The 16,075-nt window shown below is 74.9% G+C and carries 14 protein-coding genes; 8 read left to right on the forward strand and 6 right to left on the reverse strand.

Translation table 11 applies throughout. The features are described from left to right. Positions 1 to 5: 5 nt before the first annotated feature. A complete protein-coding gene (locus ACIPN7_RS14830; protein WP_400543341.1) occupies positions 6 to 2,138 on the reverse strand; it encodes a LuxR C-terminal-related transcriptional regulator in 2,133 nt (710 codons plus the stop codon). Between the two features lie 527 nt (positions 2,139 to 2,665). On the opposite strand from ACIPN7_RS14830, the gene ACIPN7_RS14835 reads away from it, so the two are divergent. The 5 genes from ACIPN7_RS14835 (at position 2,666) to ACIPN7_RS14855 (ending at position 9,538) form a co-directional block, all read left to right on the forward strand. Next, positions 2,666 to 4,267: a glycosyl hydrolase family 18 protein gene (locus ACIPN7_RS14835; RefSeq protein ID WP_400543344.1), complete on the forward strand. Its 1,602-nt coding sequence runs from the start codon at positions 2,666 to 2,668 to the stop codon at positions 4,265 to 4,267. A gap of 99 nt (positions 4,268 to 4,366) precedes the next feature. Further along, positions 4,367 to 4,909: an RNA polymerase sigma factor gene (locus tag ACIPN7_RS14840; protein ID WP_400543347.1), complete on the forward strand. Its 543-nt coding sequence runs from the start codon at positions 4,367 to 4,369 to the stop codon at positions 4,907 to 4,909. Positions 4,910 to 4,964: 55 nt separating this feature from the next. Continuing rightward, positions 4,965 to 5,798: a hypothetical protein gene (locus ACIPN7_RS14845; protein ID WP_400543350.1), complete on the forward strand. Its 834-nt coding sequence runs from the start codon at positions 4,965 to 4,967 to the stop codon at positions 5,796 to 5,798. Between the two features lie 81 nt (positions 5,799 to 5,879). Beyond that, positions 5,880 to 6,323, forward strand: coding sequence for an OsmC family peroxiredoxin (locus ACIPN7_RS14850; protein ID WP_400543353.1), 444 nt, complete (start codon positions 5,880 to 5,882; stop codon positions 6,321 to 6,323). Positions 6,324 to 6,442: 119 nt separating this feature from the next. Beyond that, positions 6,443 to 9,538: an FAD-binding and (Fe-S)-binding domain-containing protein gene (locus ACIPN7_RS14855; RefSeq protein ID WP_400544386.1), complete on the forward strand. Its 3,096-nt coding sequence runs from the start codon at positions 6,443 to 6,445 to the stop codon at positions 9,536 to 9,538. 3 nt (positions 9,539 to 9,541) lie between these two features. Here ACIPN7_RS14855 and ACIPN7_RS14860 read toward each other — a convergent pair whose 3' ends face one another. After that, positions 9,542 to 9,871 carry a cupin domain-containing protein gene (locus tag ACIPN7_RS14860; protein WP_400543356.1) on the reverse strand — a complete coding sequence of 110 codons (330 nt, stop codon included), beginning with the start codon at positions 9,869 to 9,871 and terminating at the stop codon, positions 9,542 to 9,544. A gap of 132 nt (positions 9,872 to 10,003) precedes the next feature. On the opposite strand from ACIPN7_RS14860, the gene ACIPN7_RS14865 reads away from it, so the two are divergent. Next, a complete protein-coding gene (locus ACIPN7_RS14865) occupies positions 10,004 to 10,609 on the forward strand; it encodes a nitroreductase family protein (protein ID WP_400543359.1) in 606 nt (201 codons plus the stop codon). A gap of 7 nt (positions 10,610 to 10,616) precedes the next feature. On the opposite strand, the gene ACIPN7_RS14870 is transcribed toward ACIPN7_RS14865, so the two are convergent. After that, positions 10,617 to 11,600, reverse strand: a complete 984-nt coding sequence (locus ACIPN7_RS14870) for an aldo/keto reductase (protein ID WP_400543362.1) — start codon at positions 11,598 to 11,600, stop codon at positions 10,617 to 10,619. An 88-nt stretch (positions 11,601 to 11,688) separates the two neighbouring features. Here ACIPN7_RS14870 and ACIPN7_RS14875 point away from each other — a divergent pair, with 88 nt between their 5' ends. Beyond that, positions 11,689 to 13,173, forward strand: a complete 1,485-nt coding sequence (locus ACIPN7_RS14875) for a PLP-dependent aminotransferase family protein (RefSeq protein WP_400543365.1) — start codon at positions 11,689 to 11,691, stop codon at positions 13,171 to 13,173. Here the strand turns inward: ACIPN7_RS14875 and cofC are convergent. Both cofC and cofD read right to left on the reverse strand, forming a co-directional pair. Beyond that, complete coding sequence (cofC, locus tag ACIPN7_RS14880) at positions 13,170 to 13,838, reverse strand: 2-phospho-L-lactate guanylyltransferase (RefSeq protein ID WP_400543368.1); 669 nt, start codon at positions 13,836 to 13,838, stop codon at positions 13,170 to 13,172. The genes ACIPN7_RS14875 and cofC overlap by 4 nt on opposite strands. After that, positions 13,835 to 14,776: a 2-phospho-L-lactate transferase gene (gene cofD, locus ACIPN7_RS14885; protein ID WP_400543371.1), complete on the reverse strand. Its 942-nt coding sequence runs from the start codon at positions 14,774 to 14,776 to the stop codon at positions 13,835 to 13,837. The genes cofC and cofD overlap by 4 nt, the downstream gene beginning before the upstream one ends. 71 nt (positions 14,777 to 14,847) lie before the next feature. Here cofD and ACIPN7_RS14890 point away from each other — a divergent pair, with 71 nt between their 5' ends. After that, a complete protein-coding gene (locus ACIPN7_RS14890) occupies positions 14,848 to 15,171 on the forward strand; it encodes a thiamine-binding protein (protein WP_020017921.1) in 324 nt (107 codons plus the stop codon). 23 nt (positions 15,172 to 15,194) lie between these two features. Here ACIPN7_RS14890 and ACIPN7_RS14895 read toward each other — a convergent pair whose 3' ends face one another. Continuing rightward, positions 15,195 to 15,875, reverse strand: coding sequence for a LysE family translocator (locus ACIPN7_RS14895; RefSeq protein WP_400543374.1), 681 nt, complete (start codon positions 15,873 to 15,875; stop codon positions 15,195 to 15,197). Positions 15,876 to 16,075: the final 200 nt, after the last annotated feature.

Genomic DNA, 16,075 nt, shown 5'->3' on the forward strand with positions numbered 1-16,075 from the left:
CGGGCCTACCCGCGCAGGGCCAGCACCGCCAGCTCCGTGCGGGAGCGCACCCCGAGCTTGCGGAAGACCCGCCCCAGGTGCACCTCCACGGTGCGGACCGACACGTAGAGGTTCGCGGCGACCTGCCGGTTGGTGCGGCCCTGCACCACGAGCCGAGCGACGTCCAGCTCCCGCTCGGTGAGCAGGTCGGTCCACTGCCCGCACAGCTCCTCCCCGACGTCGATGACCGGCTCGCCCGGCGCCTCGGTCGGCACCGGCCCCGCCGGGTCCCGCCGGGGCCGGCCGACGTCGGGGCGCGGGGGAGCCTCGGCGCCGCGGCCGCGGCCGCCGCCCCCCTGCGCCGGGCCCGCCTGGCCCGTCTGGCCCGGTGCGTCGCGGACGAACCCCGGCGTGGTGAGCGCCTGCTCAGCGATGTGCTGCCACGCCTTGGCGCCCGACTCCTCGAAGAGCTCGTGGGCGCCGAGGAGGTGCGCGGCGGCGTCGCCGGGCAGGCCCAGCCGCGCGAAGGAGCGGGCGGCGACCAGCTCCGTGAGGCCCCGCTCGAACGTGGAACCCACGCGCAGCGACGCCTCCACCGCGCGCTCGCGCGCCCGGTTCACGCCGGACGCGTCGGCCAGCGCGAGCTCGGCGCGCGCCAGGTCGAGCCGACGGCGGCGCATCGGCCCGCCCGAGAAACCGCCGCCCGACGTGCCGGGCCCGGCGAGACCCGGTCCGGCGTGGCCGGAGACCGGGTGCCCGGTTCCGGCGTGACCGGTTCCGGTGGGATAGCCGCCGCCCGGGTCGGAGCCCACCGACGGCAGCACCCGGAGCCGCAGCCGTTCGTGGGAGCGGCGCGCGGCCCGGTCCTGCCCGGCGAGCACCAGCAGCTCCACCGGGTCGGGCGTGGGCAGCCAGAGGCGGCGCAGCTCGTCGCCGCCGCGCTCCGCCGCGAGCCCGAGCAGGGTCGCGGCCTCCACCCAGCGCCCGTCGAAGACGGCGGTCTGGGCGCGGTCGCCGAGCGTGGCGGCCCGCACCACCGGTGCGACCTGGCCGGGCACCGACGCCTCGAGGGCGGCGGTCGGCCGCCGGAGGTGCCCGTCGCGGACCAGGTCGAGGCGGCGCGCGAGTGCGATCCCGAGCCCCCCGAAGGCGAGGGCCACGGGCAGGCGCTCGACGGCGTCGTCGAGCACCGAGGCCGCCTCGGTGATGTTGCCGAGCCGGAGCGCCAGGTACGACTGCGCGACCCGGAGATGCGCCTCGGCGAGCGGGGTCAGGGCCTCGTCCGGCCCGTCGAACCACCAGCCCGGCTGGCGCGCCGGCGCCAGCTCGGCCACCTCCGACAGGATCGCGGCGGCCTCGCCGGGCGCGCCGTCGAGCAGGCGGATCGTCTTGCGGGCCGCGGCGATCGCGGCGCGGTCGGGTCCGGCGGCGTCCTCCGGGACGACGGCGTCGGGCCGGCCGTCCAGGAGGGCCAGCGCGATGCCGAGCGAGCGGGCGGCGTCGGGCGCGCCGGCCGCGGACGAGCCGGCGTCCGAGGGGCTGGTCGCACGGCGGAGGTAGACGACGGCGTCGTGCACGTGCCCCGCCCACAGCGCCGCCCGCCCGGCCACCGCGAAGGCGCGCGACCGCACCCGGTCGGTGCCGTGGCTCGCGGCCTCGCGAGCCACCTCGTGCGCGCGGTGGACGTCGCCGCGCGCGAGGTGCTGCTCGGCGAGCTCGACCAGGCCGTCCGCGAGCAGCGGGTCGCCCGCGAGCGTGCTCAGGGCCGTGTGCCACATCGCGATGAGCGGCTCGTCGGCCTTGCGGTGCACCTCGGCCAGCGCGACGTGGGCCGCGGTGCGGGAGGCGAGGTCGGCGTCGTCGTGCACCACCGACCGGACGCGTGGATGGTGGAAGCGGAACCGGCCGCCCACGAGATGGAGGTGGCGGCCGGCGGGGCCGGCCATGAGGGTGTCGATGTCTGTGCCCGACGCGGCGAGCAACAGCTCGGTGCGGTCCACCACGGCGACTGCGGCGACGAGCAGCACACGGCGTGCGTCGTCGTCGAGGCCGAGCGGGCCTACGGCCTCGCGGACCGCACGTGCGGCAGGCAGCGGGTCCGGCATCAGCGCCGTCCCGACCAGATGCTCCTCGTCGAGCATCCGTGCTGTCTGGTCCACACATCCAGGTTCGTCACCCACCACACGCGTGAGCTCGCACGCGACGTGAGGGGCCACGGTGCGGTCACCGAGGGGGAGCGGAAAAACGACTTGCTGCGGCAGCGCGGTCATCGTCGAGCCTCCCGGATTCGTTCACGGTGCTCGCAAGTATGACCTCCACACGTTTCACCCGCATCAACCTGGGCGTGCGACTTTTGCTGCGATGTGGCCCCGATCCTGGGATCCTGCCCCTCCTCGCACTGTCCGGGTACCTGATACCGCACGAAGTTGTTTCGGTGGCGAAGGTTTCACACCGAAACAACCCGGCGTCGACCGCCCCGTATCACTACGTAGTCCCACCGTGTGGAATCCCCTTATTTCCCGTTAACGCAGGTTTCCTTACTTTTAACGGAGCATGACCAGCGCGACCACTGTTGCCGGATCGACGACCGGACCAGAGAGGGAAGACGATGGACTCGACGTACCAACCGCTATCAGGTGCCAGTAAGACCACCCGACGAATACTTGCGGGGGTCGCCGCGCTCGCGGTGGCAGCCTCCGCCGCCGTGGCGGGCGTGGGCCTGCGGGACGCGAACGCGGCCGAGGCCGAGACCGCGGCCGCCGGTGCGAGCAGCTCGGCCATCAACGGCTTCCGCAGCGTCGGCTACTTCACGCAGTGGGGCGTGTACGGCCGCGGCTACCAGGTCAAGCAGCTCGACACGTCCGGCGTGGCCGACGAGCTGACCCACATCAACTACGCCTTCGCCAACATCCACCACCAGAACCTCGAGTGCTTCGAGGCCAACAAGGCGCAGGGCGAGGGCCCCAACGGGTCCGACGGCGCCGGCGACGCCTGGGCCGACTACGGCATGGGCTACACGGCGGCCAACTCGGTCTCGGGTGCCGCCGACACGTGGGACCAGCCCCTGGCCGGGTCGTTCAACCAGCTCAAGCAGCTCAAGGCCAAGCACCCGGACCTCAAGGTCCTGATGTCGATCGGTGGCTGGACCTGGTCCAAGAACTTCTCGCTGGCGGCCGCGACGGACGCCTCGCGCCAGAAGTTCGTCTCCAGCTGCGTCAACATGTTCATCAAGGGCAACCTGCCGGTCATCGACGGCCGCGGTGGCACCGGCGCCGCGGCGGGCGTCTTCGACGGGTTCGACATCGACTGGGAGTGGCCCGGCTCGCAGAACGGCAACGTGGGCAACCACGTCGACGAGGTCAACGACGCCCGCAACTTCAAGCTGCTGCTCGCCGAGTTCCGTGAGCAGCTCGACGCCCTCGGCGCGACGACGGGCAAGGACTACGAGCTCTCGGCGTTCCTGCCCGCCAACCCGGCCGACGTCGAGGACGGCGGCTGGAACGACCCGGAGGTCTTCGACTACCTCGACTTCGGCAACGTCCAGGGCTACGACCTGCACGGCGCCTGGGACCCGGCGCTCACCGGCCACCAGGGCAACCTCTACCACGACCCCGCCGACCCGCGGGAGGGGGCCCGGCAGTTCAGCGCGGACCTCGCCGTGCGGACGTACACCGACGCCGGGATCGACCCCGCGCAGCTCGGACTCGGCCTCGCGATGTACGGGCGCGGGTGGACCGGTGCGACGTCGTCCGCGGCGTGGGGCACGGCGACCGGTGCCGCTCCCGGCCAGTGGGAGGCCGGCATCAACGACTACGACGTGATCAAGAACGTGGGCACCGGGTACTACGACGCGAACCTCGGCGCCGCCTGGCGGCATGACGGCAACACCTGGTGGTCGTACGACAACGACCAGTCGGTCGCCAAGAAGGCGCAGTACATCCGGTCCGAGGGGCTCGGCGGCGCCATGTGGTGGGACCTGTCGGGTGACCGGTCCGGCGCGCTGACCGGGGCGTTGTGGAACGTGCTCGGATCCGGCACCCCGGGCCCCGTGGAGGGCGGCGGCGGGCCCACCGACCCGACCGACCCGCCGACGGATCCCACGGATCCGCCGACCGACCCGCCGGGCGAGGCCTGCGCCTCGGCCGCCTGGAGCGCCTCCGCCGTCTACGTGGGCGGCAACACCGTCTCGCACGGTGACCACGAGTGGCGCGCCAAGTGGTGGACCCAGGGCGAGACGCCCGGGACCACGGGCGAGTGGGGCGTGTGGCAGGACCTGGGCGCCTGCTGACCTGACGCACGCTGACGGAGAACCCCGGCGGGACGTCCCGCCGGGGTTCTCCTGTGTCCGGGGGTGCAAGGAACCCGGCACCCGCGACAGAGTGAGGTCGTGGACGACAGCCCCGGCGCCTCGCAGGACGAGCCGCCCCCGCACGACGAGGCCTGGTTCGGCGCGCTCTTCGACGCGCACTCGCGCGCCCTCTACTCCTACTTCGTGCGCCGGCTGCCCGACGGCGGCCGCGCCTCGGACGCCGAGGACCTCGCCGCCGAGGTGCTCGCCACCGCGTGGCGGCGGCGCGCGGACGTGCCCGACGCCGCGGTGCTGCCCTGGCTCTACCGCACCGCCGGCTACGTGCTGGCGAACCACCGGCGCAAGATGCGCGCCCTGCCGGTCGCGATCGTTCCCGACGAGCCCGACGACGTGGACCCCGCGACGCTGGCCGTGGACGACGACGCCGTGCGGCAGGTGCTGGCCAGGCTGTCCCCGCGCGACCGGCGCATCCTCCTGCTCGTCGCCTGGGACGGGCTGTCGGGTGACGACCTCGCCCAGGTGCTGGGCGTCTCCCGCGGCGGCGCCGACGCCGCGCTGTCCCGGGCCCGGGCCCGGCTGCGCGACGCGTGGGACGCGCACGAGCAAGCGGTGGACGCATGAGCACATGTAGAGGGTGTGGACGGCGCGGAGCCGGGCACGGCACGGAGGGACAGCGATGAACGAGCACCAGCGACCGGAGGACCCGGCGTTCGACCGCCTGACGGCGGCGGACCCCGCGAAGCGTGCGCCCGACCCGGTCGGGGGCGTGCTCCGGGCCAAGGTCGACGCGCTGATCTCCGGCTCGGGGCGGGAGACGGCCGGGCGGGCACCTGCCCGGCCGGCGCAGGTGGACGAGGTAGCGGTGCGGCGGCACCGGCGCCGGACGCCGTGGCTCGTGGCGGCCGCCGTCGCGGGGTTCGTCGCCGTGGGTGGTGGCGGCTACCTGGCGGGCGAGGCCGGCCTCGGGCTCGCGCCCATGGCCGCGGACGGCGGAGCCGAGTCCGCGGACGCGCCGGCGGCGCAGGAGGACGGGCCCACGGTCATGGGAGCGCCGGAGGAGCAGCGAACCGAGGGGGTGCAGCCGCTCGACGCGGGCGGCGACCTGGACTCCGCGACGCGGCTCGTGTTCCACGCGGGCGTGGGGCTCACGGACACGCCGCGGACGGCGGAGGTGCGCTCGGCGGACGGCGCGAGCCTGGGTACGTATCCGGTGGTCAGCGAGGAGGCGGCCGTGGAGCGCCTGGGCGACCCGCGGTTCGCGCCGGCGGCGCGGGGGGCCGGGCAGTCCAGGTCGGACGGCGGCGCCTCCGCGCAGGCGCCCGCCCCCGCCGGCCCGATCGCGTGGCCCGTCGAGGACGTCACGATCGTCTCGGCGGTGCTCACCGACGTGCGCTACACCCTGCCGGACGGCGCCGTGCTGCTCGTCCCCGCGTACGACCTGGCGGACGCCGCGGGCAGCAGCTGGACCGTCCTCGCGGTGGACGAGGAGCTCCTCGACTTCACGCCGTGACGCGACTGCCCGGCGGGCGTCGTAGGGTCGGGCACGCAGGGACCCGTCCGAGGTCACAACGCGATCTTCAAGGAGTGCACCATGCCAGCACGTACCGCTCGCACCGCCTGGAACGGCACCTTCCAGGAGGGGTCGGGCCAGGTCGAGCTCTCGTCGTCCGGCGTCGGCACGTACGACGTGTCGTTCCCGGCGCGCGCCGCCGACGAGGCCAACGGGGTCACGAGCCCCGAGGAGCTGCTCGCCGCCTCGCACTCGTCGTGCTTCACGATGGCCTTCACGAACGAGCTGGGCCAGGCCGGCGCCACGCCGGAGCAGATCGAGGTCACGGCTGTGGTCACGCTCGGTCCGGACCCGGCCGGCGGCCTCTACATCAGCAAGAGCGCCCTGACCGTGCGCGGGTTCGCGTCCGGCATCGACGAGGAGGGCTTCATCTCCGCGGCCAAGGCCGCCAAGGTCGGCTGCCCCATCTCGAAGGCGCTGACCGGCGTCGGCCAGATCACGCTCGACGTCACCTTCGAGGGCTGAGCAGGGCGTTCACGGGCGCGCCACGCGCCCGTGAACGCCTGACGCGATCTGCCGTCCCGTGGTGCGAGAATCGCGGGGTGCCACCTCAGACCCACGACGACGCCCGACCCCTGAACGGCATGAACGACAAGGGCCACACCGCCGACGACGCCGAGGCCGCCCGCACCGCGCGCGAGCAGGCCGAGGCCCGCGCCGCCGAGGACGCGGAGCGCCGCCGCGCCGAGAGCGAGGAGCGGCGCAAGGCCGCACGCCGCGAGGCGGACCACGCCGCGGAGGCCGCCCGCGAGGCGGTCGCCGACGCGCTGCGCACCGTCGTGGACGGCGCCGTCGACACCAGCACGCGCCGCCGCGCGGAGTACTCCACGGACGCGTCGAACTACCGCGTGGTCCCCGAGGGCGTCGTCTTCCCGGAGAGCACCGACGACGTCGTCGCGGCCCTGGGGGCGCTGCGCGAGCTGGCGGTCCCGGTCACGGCGCGCGGCGCCGGCACGTCGGTCGCGGGCAACTCCGTGGGCCCCGGCGTGGTGCTCGACCTGGGCCGGCACCTGAACCAGGTGCTCGCGATCGACCCGGAGCGCGGCACGGCCCGCGTGCAGCCGGGCACGATCATGTCCACCCTCCAGGCGGCGGCCAGGCCGCACGGGCTGCGGTTCGGCCCCGACCCGAGCACCCAGAACCGGGCCACGCTCGGCGGCATGATCGGCAACAACGCCTGCGGCCCGCACGCGGTCGCGTACGGCCGTACGGCCGACAACGTCGTCTCGCTCGACGTGGTCGACGGAGCCGGGCGGCGGTTCACCGCGGGCTCGGGCGACCCGGAGTTCGCCGACGTGCCCGGCCTCAAGGAGCTGGTCCGGGAGAACCTCGCGCTGATCCGCACCGAGTTCGGCCGGTTCGGCCGCCAGGTGTCGGGCTACTCGCTGGAGCACCTCCTGCCCGAGAACGGGTCCAACCTCGCCCGCGCGCTCGTGGGCACGGAGGGCACGCTCGTCACGGTCCTGGAGGCGGAGCTCAACCTGGTCGAGGTGCCGGGCGCGCCCACGCTCGTCGTCCTCGGCTACCCGGACATGGCCACCGCCGCCGACGACGTCCCGCGGCTCCTGGACCACAAGCCGCTCGCCATCGAGGGGCTCGACGCGCGGCTGGTCGACGTCGTGCGGCGCGCCAAGGGCGCCACGTCCGTACCGCCGCTGCCCGGCGCGGGCGACCCGAACGTCACGGGCTGGCTCATGATCGAGGTCGGCGGCTCGTCGCAGGCCGAGGCGCTGGGCCGGGCGGACGCGATCGTCGCGGCGTCGACGGCGCTCGACTCAGCCGTGCTGCCCGCCGGGCCGGACGCCACCAAGATGTGGCAGATCCGGGCCGACGGCGCCGGGCTCGCCGGCCGCACGCCCGCCGGGGAGCAGGCGTGGCCCGGCTGGGAGGACTCGGCGGTACCGCCCGAGAAGCTCGGACCCTACCTGCGTGACCTGCAGGCGCTGATGGACCGTTACGGCGTCGACGGGCTGCCTTACGGGCACTTCGGCGACGGCTGCGTGCACCTGCGCATCGACATCCCGCTGGAGACGTCGGGCTCGGTGCTGCGCACCTTCATGATGGAGGCCGCGGAGCTCGTGGCCCGGTACGGCGGGTCGCTGTCCGGCGAGCACGGCGACGGCCGGGCCCGTTCGGAGCTGCTGCCCCTGATCTACTCGCCCGAGGCCATCGCCCTGATGGAGCGGTTCAAGGCCCTGTTCGACCCGAAGGACCTGCTCAACCCCGGCGTCGTCGTGCGGCCGCGGGCCGTGGACGACGACCTGCGCCGCCCGGCCGCCGCGGCCGTGCGCACCAAGCTGCCGCTGGTCGGCAAGGGCTCGGGGCACGGCGTGCGCCGCAAGGCGGGGTACGAGGGGTTCTCGTTCGCGCACGACCACAACGACCTGACCACGGCCGTGCACCGCTGCGTGGGCGTGGGCAAGTGCCGGGCCGACAACTCGGCCGCGGGCGGGTTCATGTGCCCCAGCTACCAGGCCACCAAGGACGAGAAGGACGTGACGCGCGGGCGGGCCCGGGTGCTGCAGGAGGCCGTGAACGGCACCCTCGTCGGCGGCCTCGCCGCGCCCGAGGTCCGCGAGTCGCTGGACCTGTGCCTGTCCTGCAAGGCCTGCTCCAGCGACTGCCCCGCGGGCGTGGACATGGCGCAGTACAAGTCGGAGGTGCTCTACCGCACCTACCGCGGCAAGCTGCGCCCCGTGGACCACTACGCCCTGGGCTGGCTGCCGCGCTGGGCGCGCCTCGCGGGCGCCGTCCCGGAGCTGGTCAACGCCCTGCTCGGCGTGCGGTGGATCGGCAAGGCGGTGCTGTGGGCGGGCGGCATGGACACCCGCCGGTCGATGCCGAAGTTCGCCGAGGTGCCGTTCCGCCAGTGGTGGGCGCGCGGCGGCGCGACGCACGGCGTGCCGGGGCTGCCGGTCACGGGCGAGCCGGGACACGAGGGCAGGACGGCGGCGCGGCTCGCGACCAAGCCCAAGGTGGTCCTGTGGACCGACTCGTTCAGCGACGCGCTCTCGCCCACGGTGCCGCAGGCGGCGCTGAAGGTGCTGACCTCCGCCGGGTTCGACGTCATCGTGCCCGACGAGCAGGCGTGCTGCGGCCTGACCTGGATCTCCACGGGCCAGCTCGACGGCGCCCGGCGCCGGCTGCTCAAGCTCCTGGAGGTGCTGGGGCCGTACGCGGTGAACGGCATCCCGATCATGGGGCTGGAGCCGTCCTGCACCGCGGTGCTGCGGTCCGATCTGATCGACCTGTTCCCGGACGACCCGCGCGCGCAGGCCGTGGCCCGCATGACGCGGACGGCGGCCGAGCTGCTGACCTCGGACGACACCCCGGACGAGTGGGAGATGCCCTCGCTGGCCGACGTCTCGGCCGTGGTGCAGCCACACTGCCACCAGCACTCCGTGATGGGGTACGAGGCGGACCAGGCGCTGCTGGAGCAGGGCGGCGCGCAGATCGAGGTGCTCGCGGGCTGCTGCGGCCTGGCCGGCAACTTCGGCATGCAGAAGGGGCACTACGAGACGTCGGTGGCGGTCGCGGAGAACGCGCTGCTGCCCGCGCTCCGCGATGCCGCCCCCGGCACCACCTACCTGGCCGACGGGTTCTCGTGCCGCACCCAGGCGCTGGACCTCATGGGCGTCGAGGGGAAGTCCCTGCTGGAGGTCATCGCCGACCGGCTGTAGCGGCTACTCCAGCCACTCCGTCTCGAAGCGGTCGTTCGCGTGGATGTGGACCGCCTCGTAGAGGTCGGCGCCGAGGGTCCTGAACTTGTGCGGCACCATCGCCTGGACCACGAGGATCTGGCCGCCCACGGCCTCGAACTCCTTGCCGTCCACGGTGAACAGCGCTCGGCCGGACCGGATCACGAACGTCTCGGAGTACGGGTGCCGGTGCAGTCGCGGCCCGGTGCCGTCCTGGGCCACCCGCTCGAAGATGACGGACACCTCGGAGCCGTGGAGGTAGCCCTCGAAGTTGCCGTGCGGCAGCGTTGCCTGCTCGATCGCCTGGAGAGTCATGTGCCCACCCTCGCGGCCGGGTCGCCACTCGGCAACCAGATTCGTGGGTGGCCGAACGTAGGCCTGGTCGCGTCAAGACCGCCGACAGAACGACCAGGCCTACGTTCGGCGGCCGGAAGGGAGAATGCACTCATGGAGTTCCAGGACGTCGTCCGCACGCGCCGGATGCACCGCAAGTTCACCGCCGAGCCCGTCCCGGCGCAGGCCGTCGACCGGATCACCCGCAACGCCGTCCGCGCCCCGAGCGCGGGGTTCAGCCAGGGCTGGGCGTTCGTGGTGCTGGAGACGCCCGAGGACCGGGACCGGTTCTGGGCGGCGTCCACCCCGGACGACACGGAGCGCGACATGTCGGCGTGGCTCGCCGGCATGCGCACCGCGCCCGTGATCGTGCTGGCGCTCGCGTCCAAGGCCGCCTACCTGCGGCGGTACGCCGAGAAGGACAAGGGCTGGGAGGACCTCGACGAGGCCCGCTGGCCCGTCCCCTTCTGGCACGTCGACGTCGGGATGGCGTCGCTGCTCATGCTGCAGACCGCCGTCGACGAGGGGCTGGGCGCCTGCTTCTTCGGCGTCCCGCCGGCGCACGTGCCGGCGGTCCGGGCCGAGCTCGGCATCCCGGAGGAGTTCGAGATCACCGGCGTCGTCGCCGTCGGGCACCCGGCCGACGGCGGCGCGAAGGGCTCGCCCACCCGCCGCCGGCGCAAGCCCCTCGACGAGGTGGTGCACCGCGGCGGGTGGTGACCCGGCGTCACGCGGCGTCGAGCCGCGCCCGCACGTCGTCGTCGAGCACCAGGTCCACCGCGCCGAGCGCCTCGTCGAGCTGCGCGACGCTGCTCGCGCCGAACACGGGGACCACCGGCACCTCGCCGCCCAGGAGCCACGCGAGGGCCACCTGGTTGGGCGTCGCGCCGAGCTCGGCGGCGACGGCCCGGAGCTCGGTGATCCGCGCGCGGGACCCCGCGTGGTCCGCCCCGTCATAGAACGGCTTGTCGTCGCGGCTGAACACGCCCTGGTGCAGCGGTGAGTACGCCAGCACGGTGAGCCCCGGCCGGCCGTCGGTGCCGGTGGACCGCGCGTAGTCGAGCAGCTCGGGCGTGGCCCAGTTGGTCCGGATGGGCTGCGGGCGCGGGTAGAGGTAGCTGTGGCACTGCTGCACCGCGCCGTACGGCGCCACACCGAGGCGCGCGGCGGTCCCCCGCGCCTCGACGACGCGCCACAGCGCGACGTTCGAGATGCCGGGGATCCCTACGATCCCCTCGTCCACCAGCTTGCCGAACGCGCCGACCGTCTCCTCCAGCGGCGTGTCCCGGTCGTCCACGTGCCCGTACAGCAGGTCGATGTGGTCCAGGCCCAGGTGGCGCAGGCTCTCGCGTGCCTCCCGGTCGATCGTCGCGGCGCCCAGGCCCTGGTAGTTGGTGGGCGGCGTCGTCGACAGCGGCAGGGCCGGGTCCTTCCTGGCCGCGCCTAGCTTGGTCGCGATCCGCAGCTCGTCGCGGTTGCCCCGCGCGGCGAGCCAGCGGCCGAGCACGTCCTCGGAGTCGCGCCCGTACCCCTCGCCCCAGGAGTTGTAGTTGTTGGCCGTGTCGAGGAACGTGCCCCCGGCCTCGGTGAACCGGTCCAGGATCGCGAACGACGTCTCCTCGTCCGTCCGGGTCCCCATCCACATGGTGCCCAGGCACAGCGTCGACACCTCGAACGACGTGTGCCCGTTGTCCAGCGTGCGGTACCGCATGTCAGCTCCTTCGGCGGTCACTTCCCGGGCTCCTGCCCGGCACGTACCACGCTAGGGAGAGATCGGTCTGGTGCTACGGTCCAATGCCATGGCCCCGGACCAGACCAATTCTGCCGACGTGCTGATCGCGCCGGCCCCCGGTCCGGGCGCGCTGCGGCACCGGCTGGAGGAGGCGATCCTCGGCGACATCGCCTCCGGCCGCCTGGCCCCCGGCACGGCGCTGCCGCCCAGCCGCACCCTCGCCGACGCCCTCGGCATCTCGCGGTGGGTGGTCACCGAGGCGTACGGGCACCTGGTGGGCAAGGGGGTGCTGGAGGCGCGCACCGGGTCGGCGACGCGGGTCGCGGCGGTCGCGCCCACCGCCGTGCCGGACGGCGCCGCGCGGCGGGCCGCCCTCGCCCCGCGGCTGGAGCGCGCCCTCGACCGCGCGACGCACGACCTCGCCCCCGGCGTGCCCGACCTGCGGCACGTACCGCGCGACGCCTGGCTGCGCGCGGCCCGCGAGGCGCTCGCGGAGGCGACCAACCAGGACCTGGGCGCGCAGCAGCCCGCCGGGCACCCCGCGGCCCGCGCGGCGGTGGCGACCCACCTGCGGCGCTCCCGGATCGTGTCCGGGCCCGACGACGCCGTGCTGCTCACCCGGGGTGCCGCCGACGGCATGTCACGGATCGCGGCGGCCCTCGCCGCGGCGGGCCACACGCACCTGCTCGTCGAGGACCCCAGCTGGGCCGCGCTGCGCGACGTCGCCGCCGCCGCGGGCCTCACCCCGGTGCCGGTCCCGGTGGACGACGCCGGGATCTCGCCCGCGCGGCTGCGCGCCGAGGCCGCCCGCACGGGTGCCCGGGCCGCGCTGCTGACCCCGGCGCACCAGTTCCCGCTGGGCGCGGCCCTGCCGGACGAGCGACGCGCGGCGCTGCTCGACTGGGCGCGCGAGGTGGACGGGCTGCTGATCGAGGACGACTACGACGCCGAGTTCCGCTACGACCGCCGGCCCGTGCCCGCCCTCCAGGGGCTCGACCCGGACCGGGTGCTGCTGCTCGGCTCGACGAGCAAGACGCTGGCCCCGGCGTTCGGGATCGGCTGGATGGTGGTCCCGCAGCGCTGGCGCGCCCCGGTGCTGGACGTGTCCGTGCGCCGCGGCCCCGCCCCCGGACCGGCGACGCTGGACCAGCTCACGCTCGCCCGGTTCGTCGGGGACGGCGCCTACGCGCGGTACCTGCGCGCGGCGCGCACCCGGTACGCCCGGCGCCGGGCCGCGCTCCTGGCCGCCCTGGAGCGCGAGCTGCCCGGCGCGCGGATCGGCGGGATCGCGGCCGGGATGCACGTGACGGTGGACCTGGCCGGGGTGCGGGCCGGGCCAGGCGAGGTCGACGCCGCCGCCGTCGTGCGCGAGGGGGCGGCGCGGGACGTCGCGCTGGTGGACCTGCGGCGGTACCAGGCGGCGCCGTCGGCCCGGTCGACCGTGCTCGTCGTCGGCTACGGCAACCTGGCCGACGCGCGGCTGCCGGCGGCGATCCGGGGGCTGCGGGCGGCGGTCGAGGCGGCCTCGGCCGAGGCCCCGGTGCGCGGTTAGGCCGGCAGCCCGGGCACCTGCGCGCCGACGGCGGCCCGCACCTCGTCCGGGAGCTGCGACCAGTCGTCTGCGGTGTCCAGGTCGACGGCGGTGCCGGGCCGGTCCACGACCCGCGCCGTCAGCCCCCGGGCCTCGGCCTCGGCAAGGTGCGCCGCCAGGGACCCGACGCCGAACCGGAACCGGAAGCCCGTCTCGAAGGGGATGAGCAGCAGGTTGGTGCCCGATCGGTACCGGTCCGTCGCGATCACGACCGGGGCCTCCTCGGTAAGCAGGGCCGACACGTCGGCCGGGGACAGCGCGGGGAGGTCGGCGTGCGCGACCAGGAGGCGCGGGCTCGGCGACCCGACGACGTCCGCCGCCAGGACCTCCCGGGCGTGCTCCAGCGCGGCGTTCAGGCCCGGCCGGTCCGCGGGCTGCTCCAGCACCTGGACCGGCAGTCCGGCCAGGGTCTCGCGCGTGAAGACCGGGTCCGCCGTCACCACGACCACCCGGTCGATCCCGTCGGCCGCGAGCAGCGTGGACACCACGTGCCGGGCCAGCACCCGGACGAGCCGGCGCCGCGCACCGGCGTCGAGCACCGCGGCGAGCCGGGACTTGCCCGAGACGCCGTCGCGCAGGGGCACCACCGCCGTCGTGCCCCCGCCCTGCCCGGGCGAGCGGGTCATACGAACGCCAGCAGCTCGCGGGCCAGGCGCTCACGGCCGGTCGGGCCGCCCATGATCGTGTCGGTGACGTGCACGGTCAGGCCGAGGTCGGCGACGGGCCCGGCGAGGTTCGCGTCGCGCTCGTCGATCACCATGACGTCCACGAGGTCCGCGTAGATCCGGGCCACGCCCAGGGCGGAGACCTCGTGCCCCAGCGACTCCAGGATCTGGGCGGCCGGTCCCTTGATCGCCTGCCCGCCCACGATGGGGCTGACCGCCACGCGGCGGCCCGGGGCGGTCGCCAGCGCCTCCCGGACCCCCGGCACCGCGAGCAGCGGCTCGATGGACAGGAACGGGTTGGACGGCGCGAGCACCACCAGCTCGGCGGCCAGCGCGTCGAGCACGCCGGGGGCCGGGCGGGCGGCGTCGGCCCCGTCGAAGTGCAGGCCGAGGACGGCGTCCGCGTGCTGCCGCCCCACGAAGTACTCCTGGAAGCCGAGCCGTCCCGACGGGGTGTCGACGAGGGTGGCGAGCCGGTCGTCCGTGGCGGGCAGCACCCGCGGGCGGACGCCCATCGCGGCGGCCAGGTGCGCCGTGACGGCGGACAGCGGCTCGCCCCGGCGCAGCCGCGCGGTGCGCACGATGTGGGTCGCGAGGTCCCGGTCGCCGAGGGTGAACCAGGTGTCCTCGCCGAGGTCCTTGAGCGCGGACAGCGTCGCGTACGACTCGCCGCGCAGGCCCCAGCCGCGCTCCTCGTCGTTGAGCTCGGCGAGGGTGTAGAGCACGGTGTCGATGTCGGGGGAGATGTCGAGGCCGTGCAGCTCGGTGTCGTCGCCGACGTTCACGACGACGGTCAGGGCCGGGGCCGGCTTTCCGGTGGGTGCCGCGCCGAGCGCGAGATCGAGGCCGTGCGCGAGCCGCGCACCGCCGACCCCGCCGGCGAGGAGGGTGACGTTCACGCGTCGAGCCTACGTGCGCGTCGCACAGGTCAGTACCTCCCGGACCCGTCCGGAGGGGGCAGGATGGGTGCATGGCTGTCTTCGCGTTCTCCGTAGCCCCCATGACCGCAGGCGAGTCCGTCGCCGACCAGGTCGCCGAGGCCGTCCGTATCGTCCGGGAGTCCGGGCTCCCCAACCGGACCACCTCGATGTTCACCGAGATCGAGGGGTCCTGGGACGAGGTGATGCCGGTGATCCAGCGCGCGACCGACTCCGTCGCGCGCGGCGGGCACCGGGTGTCCCTCGTCATCAAGGCCGACATCCGGCCGGGTGCCGCCGCCGGGCAGATCGACAGCAAGATCGCCCGGGTCGAGGAGCGGCTGGCCGCCGACGAGTCGGAGACCGGCCACTCCTGACGGGTGCGGCGGCGTCCGCGGCCTCAGCCCAGCAGCAGGACGACGGCCAGGGCCACCATCAGGCCCGACGACGCCAGCGCCGTGCCCAGCCTGCCGCGCGGCCCGGACAGGACCCGGCCCAGCAGCGTGCCGCCGAGCGCCAGCACGAGCTGCCACGACGCCGACGCCAGGAACGCGGCGACCCCGAACACGACGGCGGCGGCCGGTGCGGCACCGGTCGCCGCGGCGTCGGGCAGCAGCGCGCCGCCGGTGACGACCACGGCGAAGAACAGGACGGTGCCGGGGTTGATCGCGGTGATCGCCACGAACCTTCCGAAGGCGCGCGGCGCGCTGAGCGGGTCGGTGCGCGTCCCGCCGTCCGACGCCGCCCGCTCGCGCCACGCGGTCCACGCGCCGTGGGCGGCGAGCACCACGAGCACGGCGGCGGAGGCGACCCGGAGCGGACCGGCGACAGGCCGCACCAGGTCGGCGACGATTGTGCCGAAGAGGCCGGTGACCAGGGCGTACGCGCCGTCCACGGTCGCGATGCCCAGCGCGCCCGCCACGCCCACGCGCCACGGGTGCCGGGCGGCCAGGCCCACGAGGTACGACGCGACGGGTCCCACCGGCAGGGCCACGGCGTACCCGGCCACGAGACCCGCGGCCAGGACCGGCCACAGCGTCGTCACCGACGCCGCGGCGCTCATCGACGTGCCTGGTGGCACCTTCCCGCTCCGCGCGCCTGCTGACCGGCGACAGAACGTCGCCGGGACAGGAACGTGGGGGCGTGGGTCGTGATCATGGCCGGGACCCTACGCACCGCGCGGCCACTGGACAAGTCTCACTAACCCTTCACCCCCGTGTTTCCGGACACTTGCCAGCGGCCTTTAGGCTAAGGCGGACCGATGCCGCAGGACCCGGGGAG

This window comes from Promicromonospora sp. NPDC090134, from assembly GCF_044746965.1.
Taxonomy (GTDB): Bacteria; Actinomycetota; Actinomycetes; order Actinomycetales; family Cellulomonadaceae; genus Promicromonospora.